The sequence below is a fragment of the Bacillus sp. JJ1474 genome (genome assembly GCF_036965225.1).
Lineage (GTDB): Bacteria > Bacillota > Bacilli > Bacillales > Cytobacillaceae > Cytobacillus.
On the sequence record NZ_JBALPC010000097.1, the window covers coordinates 1 to 9314 of the forward strand.

Sequence of the window (9314 nt, forward strand, 5' to 3'; positions counted from 1 at the left end):
ATTTAGGAACACAGACTAAGAACGCCACGTCCTGTGGCAACGTCTGTGTGACCCACATCCTGTGGGCCGCAACTAACAATCAGTGGGGAATGATGCTGACAAAGAAAGGTTTGGCTTAATGTCTTTATCGGTACTCGTTTGTCCTTAGCGTTGGTACCCCCACTGATTGAAGTTTCACTTATATTTATTCATTTATAAGAGGAATAATGTTAGGCAAGGAATAAGGCAAGCGAATTTTAATAAAAAGTTCCGATTAAACTATTTCAAATAGCGCATTCATTCACAGTGAAAACCGAAAACGATTCTTTTGCATTCGAATTTTATTCAGATTTTTATATTTAGCGGACAGAGAATCCTTTATTTCCGTAAAATTTGCTCCTTAGTCGAATGAATAGGACACAGAATTCGTTAATGATGAGAAAACATGAGAAAATATCATTCTTTTCATGTAATAGCGGACTCAGAGGCCGTTAACCTTGATAAAAACATTCTTTTCAGATACATAACGGATCTATCGTCCTCCTATCTCTAATTATGTGAAAATAATGACAATTGGTAAATTTAAGAGTAAACTTATGTTTATATACTGCATGGATTAGATATTATTTTATTTAGATATAGTATTTTGAGGAGTTGAAGAAATGACAGAATGGAAAAATGGCATTGCTAAATTGGTTATCCCTACCCCTTTTGCGGTTGGTGATGTGAATATATATGTTGTGAAGGGAGAGCGGCTGACACTTGTTGATGTTGGGCCTAAAACAGAAGAAGCATGGGAGGCTTTAAAGGCACAATTGCAAGATTTAAGTCTATCTCCTGAAGATATTGAACAAGTTGTCCTTACCCATCATCATCCTGATCATGCTGGTCTTTTGGACTTTTTCCCTGCCAGTATGGAAGTATATGGACATCGTTTTAATGAAAGATGGCTAATGCGGACAGATTCGTTTTTAAAGGCGCATGATGAATTTTACTATGATCTATTTCCTAAGTGCGGAATTCCAGATCGATTTTTTCCTTTTATTAGCTCGTTAAAAAAGTCTTTGCGTTTTTCCTGTAGCCGTTCCCTTACAAGTGTATTGGAAGAAGGGGACACTCCGCTGGGGCTTGGTGACTGGACGGTTATTGAAATACCTGGGCATGCTCAAAGTCATATCGGTTTGTTCCGAGAGAAGGATGGGGTTTTTATCGGAGGGGATCATTTACTGGCACATATTTCTCCGAATCCTTTAATGGAACCGCCGCTTCCTGGAGAAACAAAGCGTCCCAAACCGCAGCTGCAATATAATGAATCATTAAAGAAGCTAAGGCAATTCCCAATCCGGCTTGTTTATTCAGGACATGGAGAGGATATTTATGATCCTAATGAATTAATTGAGAAAAGACTGGCACGTCAGCATGAGCGTGCGATATTTATAAAAAAATGGCTTGAGCAGGAGCCTCTTACCGTTTTTGAAATTTGCCAGCGTCTATTTCCGGCCGTATATGAAAGGGAGTTTGGCTTAACGATTTCAGAAACGATTGCCCAGCTTGACTATTTGGATGCTTTGGGGGAAATTAGTATAAATAAGGCAGGGAAGGCATTTTATTTTTCTGCTTAGCTGAGGTGGAATATGTTGGATCGTTTGAAAAATAAAACTATTATTATTACAGGTGCCTCGGCCGGAATCGGTGCATCGATGGCTTCACTTTGTGCGGAAAGAGGAGCCAATCTTGTTTTGCTCGCCCGAAGCTATGAGAAGCTTCTTTCGCTGAAAACGGATTTAGAAAGCCGTTTTCATGTAAAGGTTGATATACATAAGCTTGATGTTTCCAGCACTGACGAGGTGCAGGCTGTTTTTTCAAAGGTTTTGGAGCGGCTTGACCGTGTTGATGTTCTTGTTAACAATGCAGGTTACGGGGTTTTTCGCGAGGCTCATGAGGCAAAAATCGATGATATTAAAGGGATGTTTGCTGTCAACGTTGTTGGCTTAATGGCTTGCACAAGTATGGTTTTGCCTATCATGCGACAGCAGGGAAGCGGTCATATTATTAATATTGCCTCCCAGGCGGGTAAAATTGCTACACCTAAATCAAGTGTCTACTCAGCGACGAAGCATGCTGTGCTCGGCTATACAAATAGTCTTCGGATGGAGCTTACTAGCCATCGTGTTTTTGTAACGGCCGTTAACCCTGGACCGATTGAAACGAACTTTTTTACCATTGCCGATGAAAAAGGAACCTATGTTAAAAATGTAAAAAGATTTATGCTAAAGCCAGAGTATGTGGCAAAAAAGGTTGTAGATGCGATGCTGACCCCGACACGAGAAATTAATTTGCCGGGCTGGATGAATGCAGGCAGTATTGTATATACCCTTTTTCCTCGCTTGTTTGAGCGGCTTGGAAGACGGATGTTTAATCAAAAATAAACACAGCAAGCCTAATTCGGAAAAGAAACCAGGCGTATTGAATACAACTTCAGTATGTCTGGTTTTTCTTATTGATTCACACTTACTAAAAATAAGGCGAATCCGTTATATACCCATACACGACATCATTCACAATGTCGTACAAATCACTTTCTTTTTCTTCATGTTTTAGTAAATTTATTTTTTCGTACATTCCCTCAAATTCCACACTATCAATAGAAATTGATTCATGATATTGCTTTAAGCATGTTTGAATCATTTTAAAAATGAGTTTTCGATCCATCTTTCGTATGCCTCCTCTTGTCGATTATACGACTTTTTAGGCGGAAAGGTATATTAAAGCCCCCTTTTTTTAGGGAATTAGTCGTAAAATTTCCATTGAATCAGAACGTATATTCGCTTATTATAGTGGGTATATATAAGAATGTGTGTTCTCTTTTTCTTTTATGCAAGGAGCCTGTGTTTTTCTAGGAGGATGGCAAAAGTCATGATTGATTACAATACGATGCCCAAAAATAAAATATTGTGTGTCGATATGAAGAGCTTTTATGCAAGCTGTTCCGCTGTTATAGAGGGACTTGATCCTCTAGAATGCTATCTTGTTGTGGCTGGAAAAAAAGAGCGGAAGGGGAGTGTAGTTCTGGCGGCATCGCCAAAGATGAAAAAGGAGTTCGGTATTAAGACGGGAAACCGTTTATATGAAGTTCCGGATGATCCGCGCATTATTGTTGCGGAACCGAAAATGGCAACTTATTTGAGGATATCAACTGAAATTACTCGAGTTTTTAATCGGTATGTCCCGAAAGAGGCGATTCACACGTATAGCGTGGATGAAAGTTTTATAAAGGTGGATGAGGCTTTGCATCTTTGGGGTGATGCTCTTACGATTGCCCGAAAGATAAAGGATGATATTGAGCGTGAGTTTCAGCTGCCATGTGCCATTGGAATTGGACCTAATATGCTGCTCGCAAAGCTTTGTCTTGATTTAGAAGCGAAAAAATTAGAAATTGCTGAGTGGACTTATGAGGATGTTCAAACGAAATTGTGGCCGGTCTCTCCTTTAAGGGAAATGTGGGGGATCGGGCGCCGCGTGGAAAAAACGCTGAATGGAATGGGGATTTTCACAGTTGGCCAGCTTGCTCACTATGATTTAGAAAAGCTGGAGAAGAAATTCGGCATTATGGGAAATCAGCTCTTCCATCATGCATGGGGGATTGACTTTTCTGATATCGGTGCCCCGATTATGGAGGGACAAATTAGCTTTGGAAAAAGCCAAATTTTGCTCAGAGATTATAAAGAAGAGCATGAAATTAAGTATGTCATTCTTGAGATGTGCGAGGAGGTAGCAAGAAGGGTGCGAAGTCACCGGAAGGCAGGGAGGACGATCAGCTTTGGGATCGGCTACAGCCAAGATGAATTTGGAGGCGGCTTTTACCGTTCAAAAACAATTGATGAGCCAACAAATGTGACAATGGATATTTATCGTGTATGCATACAGCTTTTTCATCAATTTTATGAAGGAAAAACAGTGCGGCAAATTTCGCTCTCCATTGGAAAACTTGTTGATGATAATGAAATGCAGCTAAACCTTTTTGATGGTAACGGCTGGAAGAAGAGGGAGCTTGGCTACACAGTTGATTACATCAGATCAAAGTTCGGAGCAGGAGCCCTTTTAAGAGCAGTCTCCTATACAAATGCGGGAACAGCTAAGCACCGGGCGACTTTAGTTGGAGGTCATAAAATGTAGCGAAGGGGGATCTTAAATGATTCGGGATCGGGGCAGAATCAAGTGGACATCTATGATGCTCCCAGAACATGTGAAATTATTGAGAGACTGGGCGAAGGAAGATATGTACGATCAAGTACGGGACATAGACGAACAAAATTTTGAAAGCATGAACACCGTCATTTCGGAGGCAATGGAATTTGGAAAAAGCGTTGCTGTTACTCATTATCGTCATAAAAATTATGAGCTTGTAATGGGGACCATTCATTTTTGGGATGAAATAAATCAGAAGCTGCATATTGTTGATCGTTTTGAGGAAGTGCACCGGATTCATATTTCTGAAATAGCTGATGTGCGGGTTACAGATTAATAAGCAGTTTAACGCAGAAAGACACTCGGATATTTTTTCTAGTCATCTTTCTGCGTTTAGTAAAGGAAAAAAACAAATTAAAAGTCTCCAACAAAGAGACCCATCATTTCATCCAGGTTATACTTCCATATCTTTTCTTAAATGCTTCTCTTCTTTAACTCTCCTAATTGAGTATGTTTTCTTGTTATCCATTGCAGCCATTGAATACTGATGGCTGAAAGGAGGCCCGCTAAAGTACAAATAGTCCAATTTACATGTGGCATATGCTCATACATCCACCCGCCACCACCTTGGCTCAAGCTGCCTCCAATTGCCATGGCAAGCAGAGAAAAACCAAAATAGCTTGCAGAAAATTGTGGTGGGGCAATTTCCGAAGTATATTCGTATGAGGTTGGTTCCACCAGCATAATGCCAACAGCGTATGTACAAAAGCCAGCCCAGAAAATTAGGAAGCTATCCGACACCCCAATTAGTAACATACCTGTTCCCATGATAGCCATACCTGCTTTAATGACCGATAACCGCGAAAACTTTTTCGTCCATTTTTGCAAAGGATATTGGAGAAAAACGACAATCATCCCATAGACGATAAACAAACTTGACACGAATGTTGAACTGTTAAACACTTTGGCAGCATGCAGCGGAATCGTCAAATACAACTGCATAAACATAAACCAAAATCCAATCATGCTAATCGTAAAATAAATAAACAGCCGGTCAGATTTGACCTTTTGCCAAGAGTCCTTAAAGGACTGCTTTGGTACATTTACATTTTCTTTAGGCAGCATCAAAAAAGTAATCAGCCCGCTGAAAACAAAAATCCCGCCGCATACTAAGGAAGAATAGAAAAAGTCGAGCTGCAATAGTATTCCGCCTAATATCCCAGCACAAATAATCCCGGAATGGCGAACAATTTTATCTAGCGCAAAAATATCCCCTCGTTTAGAAGGGTGACTAAAAATGGACATAGCAGCCTTGCTTGTAGGCTCAAATAAGGAACCACCTATACCAGCGATGATAGCAGCAACAATTAATTCCATCGGAGTTGTGCAAAATGAAAATAGCAGAAAGCCTGCTCCTCGCAAAATCATCCCTGTACTAATCAATATTCGATAATCAAACCGATCCCCGAGCATCCCTGATAAAAAGGAAGTGCCTTGCTGTATCAACTGGCGAATCATAAGTACCACTCCTGCAATACCAGCAGAAAGCGCTAAATTTCCAGTAATATAGGAAGATAAAAACGGAATAAATGCAAAAAAACTGACATTCATAAGAAATGAATTTACTAGTAATAATCGTATGGCTCTCATCAAGCTCTCACCTTTCATCTAAAACGAACTATTAAAAGTGTATCAGCACAATTGTCATTTGTATAACGAATAATTATAATAGCATTAATTAAAAAAACTAATTATAAGGATGGATAAAGTGGAAATTCAACAGCTACGTGCGTTCTTGTCTGTAGCTCAGACGAAAAATTTTACAAAATCAGCAGAATTAATGTTTATATCCCAATCAACCGTTACAATGCGTATTAAAGCATTAGAACAAACACTTGGGAAACAATTATTTGAGCGAGATAATCGACAAGTTCTTCTTACCACAGCAGGTAAAGAGTTGCTGGACTATGCAAAGAGAATTGTTGAGCTTGTTGATGAAGGGGCAAGAAAAGTGAGTATAGAAGAAACATTTGAAGACTCCTTAGTTATAGGAAGCTTGCATTCATTATGGGATTATCTGCTGTTTCCAATAATGAAAGAGTTTCAAGCAAAGCATCCAAGAACAGCACTTCGTTTCATTACGGGACATTCATGGGATATTGTTCAGCATGTTCTCGATGGGGTCATTGATTTTGGAGTCGTCCTTATTCCACCTACTCATTCAGAAATCGAGGTTCTTCCATTTAAAAAAGAAGAGATTAGACTTGTTACAAATGCGGATACCGACTTTTCGAAGGAAATCGATTTGGCTAATTTAAGAAACTTGCCCTATATTCATATGGATTGGGGACCAAGCTATAACCACTGGTTTGAAGAGAACGTTGGAAAGGAAACGCATTCTTTAATGGTCGATCACGCCTCTCTGTATGTCCAATATTTACGAAGTGGTAACTTTTTGGGACTTTTGCCATCCGTTATAGCAGATACTTTCATACAAAGAGGTAAGCTTGTGTCCCTTCCATTTCGCTCGAAAACGAAGCCGCCCATCATTCAAAGCTATATCATTTATCCAAAACGAAAATTAGAATCGATTAAACGATTGCTTGAACATATGCTGCAAGCCTGACTCCAATGCCCATTTCTAATGGAAATGATTAAAGTCCCTTCAGGAGAAGCACCTTAACAAAGAAGGAGGTGTTTTTCGCATGCCAAGAGGAAAAGAGCTCGAACAGCTTCCGATGGCTAATGTCGCCCCAGGTGCAGGGGATGACAGCAGCTTGATGGATCGGGAAATTCTGCGGGGGATAACGGAGGAAGAAGAGGTAGCTCCAGCAAAAGTTGGGAAGGAAACGAAAAAACGGGGATAATATCCCCGTTTTTAATGAAAAGTATTGGTTGACCTATGCTTCTTCGGATTTCGGTGCACGAACAACAGATTCAAAATTTCCTTTATGAGATCCATCGCAAAATGGTGCTTTAGCTGATCTGCCGCAGCGGCAAAGAGAGAAAGTTTGTTTTGTTTCAAATTTGTTTCCTTCCGCATCAATTAAGTCAACATCCCCAGTAATACGATATGAGCCGTTGTCATTCACTTTAATTGTAACTTTTGTCATCTAAATCCATCCTTTCACAAAAATGCCACATTTATCTTCTATGTTAAAAGGTAAAGCAACAAAAAGCAAATAAGGCGATCTATAGCACCCTTCGACAGGAAAAAAGGTTGCGCAAGGTAGTTAAGGAGGCACTATAACACCCTTCGGCAGGAAAAACAGTTGTGGAAGGTAGTTAAGCCGGCTCTATAACACCCTTCGGCAGGAAAAACAGTAAGGGAAGGTAGTTAAGGGGGCTCTATAACGCCCTTCAGCAGGAAAAAAGGTTGTGCAAGGTAGTTAAGGGGACTCTATAACGCCCATCGGCAGGAAAAAAGGATGCGCAAGGTAGTTAAGGGGACTCTATAGCGCCCTTCGACAGGAAAACTATTGCATAAGGTAGTTAGAAAAGCGCTTCCAGCGGAATATGCTACAATAATAAAGAAAAAGCAAGGTAAGGGGACTAGGAAGATGAACATTGTCATAACAGAAGAAGCGGGCCGGAAAATAAAAGAACGAGTGAACGGAAAAAACGGCTTTTTAAAGCTTAAATACGACATAGATGGCTGTGGATGTGTTGTTAGCGGGGTTACCGCCCTTTGGCTAGTGAGTGAATTGGATGAGGATGACCGAGAAATTAAAACGAGTGTCGGCAGCATTTACATAGAAAAATCAAAAGAAGTGTTTCTCGATGAAAACTTAAAAATAGATTTCACTGAAAAAGCAAACTGCTTTCAATTAAAAACGCCTAATGAATACTTAAATCCGCGGATGAGTTTTTACGATAAGACAGTAGGATAAGTGCCAAATGAAGTAATTTAATAGGTGAAACTTCTAATAGGATTTGTTCCTAAAGGGGGTTTCACTTTTTACATTCTTAATAATTGAATTTTTAAAAACTGTCACATTAGTCGGCGGGTGTTTGTCTTAATATATAGACCGGAAGAAAAGAGGTGATATCTATGTATATTAACAGGGCCGAATACAGTATTGAAGGAGCAGAAGAGAATATCCACGAAGATCTTATAAAACTATATCATCATCAAGTCTATACTTATTGCTATAACATTTTGAGAGACCATCACGATGCTGAAGATACTGTCCAAGAAGTATTTATTAAAATATATCAGAGCAAAAATATTTCAGAGATTAATAATCATCGAGCTTGGCTTTATAAAATTGCTTACAACCATTGTTTAAATAAAATAAGAAGGAAAGCTTTAATTAAATTTATTCCTTTTACCGAAAAAAGTAGGCTGAAAAAGGAACCCGCCTATGACCAGCATAGAGATTTTGAATTAAATTACATATTATCGAAATTAAAATCGAAGGAAAGAGCAATCATTGTACTTAGAATAATTGAGGACAGAGATTTTTCAGAAATAGCGGAGATTCTAGATATTAGCGCCTCAGCTGCAAGAAAACGATTCGAAAGAGTAAAGGTGAAAATCAAAAAATTAATTGAAAGGAGAAAACAGGATGAAAGATAAGATTAAATCGTTTGAGGAATTTGAGCAACGTTTTAAAAATCAGAAGCTCCCAGAAGTCCAACATAATGAATATTTGTCTACTAATGCTATAGAACGCAAAAAAGTGCCTATATTTTTACGGGCTTCATTTATCTCTATTTTTCTAACAGTATCTATCTCAGTGTCTATTGCGGCAGCCATGCATTTTACAGAATGGAAGTTTTATAATTCCGAGGGTAAGCAAGTTTTTGAGATGAAAACAATGACAGAGGAAGAAGCAGAGCCACATCATAAGTATGATGAAATTTATCGGAAGTATAGAACTGTTATGGATGAGATTAAGAAGGATATTCCGAAAGGCCAATTTAAATACTTTTTAGCAGTAGAAGGCTACGAGGAAATTGGAGGGTCAGGGTTAACGATGCTATATAATGAAGAGGAAATTAGAAGTGTAACGCAAATTCCAGATGATATTAGGGGATTTCTTCATTTAAAGAATGAATTACAAGATAATAATTTAGCACTTATATCAGGAACCCTGTATTATGATACTCCAAGAAGTGATGTGAATTTAGCTGATGAAATGTAT

The 9314-nt window shown here is 39.0% G+C and carries 12 protein-coding genes; 9 read left to right on the top strand and 3 right to left on the bottom strand.

From position 1 onward, the window contains the following. The first annotated feature begins 641 nt into the window (after window positions 1–641). Window positions 642–1601, top strand: coding sequence for an MBL fold metallo-hydrolase (locus tag V7164_RS13805; protein WP_335354368.1), 960 nt, complete (start codon window positions 642–644; stop codon window positions 1599–1601). Window positions 1602–1613: 12 nt separating this feature from the next. Next, a complete protein-coding gene (locus V7164_RS13810) occupies window positions 1614–2408 on the top strand; it encodes an SDR family NAD(P)-dependent oxidoreductase (RefSeq protein ID WP_335346624.1) in 795 nt (264 codons plus the stop codon). 85 nt (window positions 2409–2493) lie between these two features. Here the strand turns inward: V7164_RS13810 and V7164_RS13815 are convergent, their stop codons facing one another. Further along, complete coding sequence (locus V7164_RS13815) at window positions 2494–2691, bottom strand: YqzH family protein (protein ID WP_335346625.1); 198 nt, start codon at window positions 2689–2691, stop codon at window positions 2494–2496. A gap of 204 nt (window positions 2692–2895) precedes the next feature. Between V7164_RS13815 and V7164_RS13820 the strand changes: the two genes are divergently transcribed. Both V7164_RS13820 and V7164_RS13825 read left to right on the top strand, forming a co-directional pair. Further along, window positions 2896–4155 carry a DinB/UmuC family translesion DNA polymerase gene (locus V7164_RS13820; protein ID WP_335354371.1) on the top strand — a complete coding sequence of 420 codons (1260 nt, stop codon included), beginning with the start codon at window positions 2896–2898 and terminating at the stop codon, window positions 4153–4155. 16 nt (window positions 4156–4171) lie between these two features. After that, a complete protein-coding gene (locus tag V7164_RS13825) occupies window positions 4172–4504 on the top strand; it encodes a YolD-like family protein (RefSeq protein WP_335346626.1) in 333 nt (110 codons plus the stop codon). A 137-nt stretch (window positions 4505–4641) separates the two neighbouring features. Here the strand turns inward: V7164_RS13825 and V7164_RS13830 are convergent, their stop codons facing one another. Continuing rightward, window positions 4642–5817 (bottom strand): MDR family MFS transporter, encoded by a 1176-nt coding sequence (locus V7164_RS13830; protein ID WP_335354369.1) that lies wholly within the window; start codon window positions 5815–5817, stop codon window positions 4642–4644. A gap of 118 nt (window positions 5818–5935) precedes the next feature. On the opposite strand from V7164_RS13830, the gene V7164_RS13835 reads away from it, so the two are divergent. After that, window positions 5936–6793 carry a LysR family transcriptional regulator gene (locus tag V7164_RS13835; protein WP_335346628.1) on the top strand — a complete coding sequence of 286 codons (858 nt, stop codon included), beginning with the start codon at window positions 5936–5938 and terminating at the stop codon, window positions 6791–6793. Between the two features lie 79 nt (window positions 6794–6872). Next, window positions 6873–7034, top strand: coding sequence for a hypothetical protein (locus V7164_RS13840; protein ID WP_335346629.1), 162 nt, complete (start codon window positions 6873–6875; stop codon window positions 7032–7034). 33 nt (window positions 7035–7067) lie between these two features. On the opposite strand, the gene V7164_RS13845 is transcribed toward V7164_RS13840, so the two are convergent. Further along, complete coding sequence (locus V7164_RS13845) at window positions 7068–7280, bottom strand: CDGSH iron-sulfur domain-containing protein (RefSeq protein WP_335346630.1); 213 nt, start codon at window positions 7278–7280, stop codon at window positions 7068–7070. Window positions 7281–7727: 447 nt separating this feature from the next. Between V7164_RS13845 and V7164_RS13850 the strand changes: the two genes are divergently transcribed. The 3 genes from V7164_RS13850 to V7164_RS13860 form a co-directional block, all read left to right on the top strand. Continuing rightward, window positions 7728–8057 carry an iron-sulfur cluster biosynthesis family protein gene (locus V7164_RS13850; protein WP_335346631.1) on the top strand — a complete coding sequence of 110 codons (330 nt, stop codon included), beginning with the start codon at window positions 7728–7730 and terminating at the stop codon, window positions 8055–8057. Between the two features lie 161 nt (window positions 8058–8218). Next, complete coding sequence (locus V7164_RS13855; protein WP_335346632.1) at window positions 8219–8746, top strand: RNA polymerase sigma factor; 528 nt, start codon at window positions 8219–8221, stop codon at window positions 8744–8746. Further along, on the top strand, window positions 8736–9314 hold a 579-nt coding region (locus tag V7164_RS13860; RefSeq protein WP_335354370.1), incomplete at its 3' end, for a hypothetical protein. The genes V7164_RS13855 and V7164_RS13860, both read left to right, overlap by 11 nt.

Bases quoted from the DNA above. Each gene is read 5' to 3' on its own strand.
- V7164_RS13805 (WP_335354368.1), top strand. From the start codon at position 642: ATGACAGAATGGAAAAATGGCATTGCTAAATTGGTTATCCCTACCCCT.
- V7164_RS13810 (WP_335346624.1), top strand. From the start codon at position 1,614: ATGTTGGATCGTTTGAAAAATAAAACTATTATTATTACAGGTGCCTCG.
- V7164_RS13815 (WP_335346625.1), bottom strand. From the start codon at position 2,691: ATGGATCGAAAACTCATTTTTAAAATGATTCAAACATGCTTAAAGCAA.
- V7164_RS13820 (WP_335354371.1), top strand. From the start codon at position 2,896: ATGATTGATTACAATACGATGCCCAAAAATAAAATATTGTGTGTCGAT.
- V7164_RS13825 (WP_335346626.1), top strand. From the start codon at position 4,172: ATGATTCGGGATCGGGGCAGAATCAAGTGGACATCTATGATGCTCCCA.
- V7164_RS13830 (WP_335354369.1), bottom strand. From the start codon at position 5,817: ATGAGAGCCATACGATTATTACTAGTAAATTCATTTCTTATGAATGTC.
- V7164_RS13840 (WP_335346629.1), top strand. From the start codon at position 6,873: ATGCCAAGAGGAAAAGAGCTCGAACAGCTTCCGATGGCTAATGTCGCC.
- V7164_RS13845 (WP_335346630.1), bottom strand. From the start codon at position 7,280: ATGACAAAAGTTACAATTAAAGTGAATGACAACGGCTCATATCGTATT.
- V7164_RS13850 (WP_335346631.1), top strand. From the start codon at position 7,728: ATGAACATTGTCATAACAGAAGAAGCGGGCCGGAAAATAAAAGAACGA.
- V7164_RS13855 (WP_335346632.1), top strand. From the start codon at position 8,219: ATGTATATTAACAGGGCCGAATACAGTATTGAAGGAGCAGAAGAGAAT.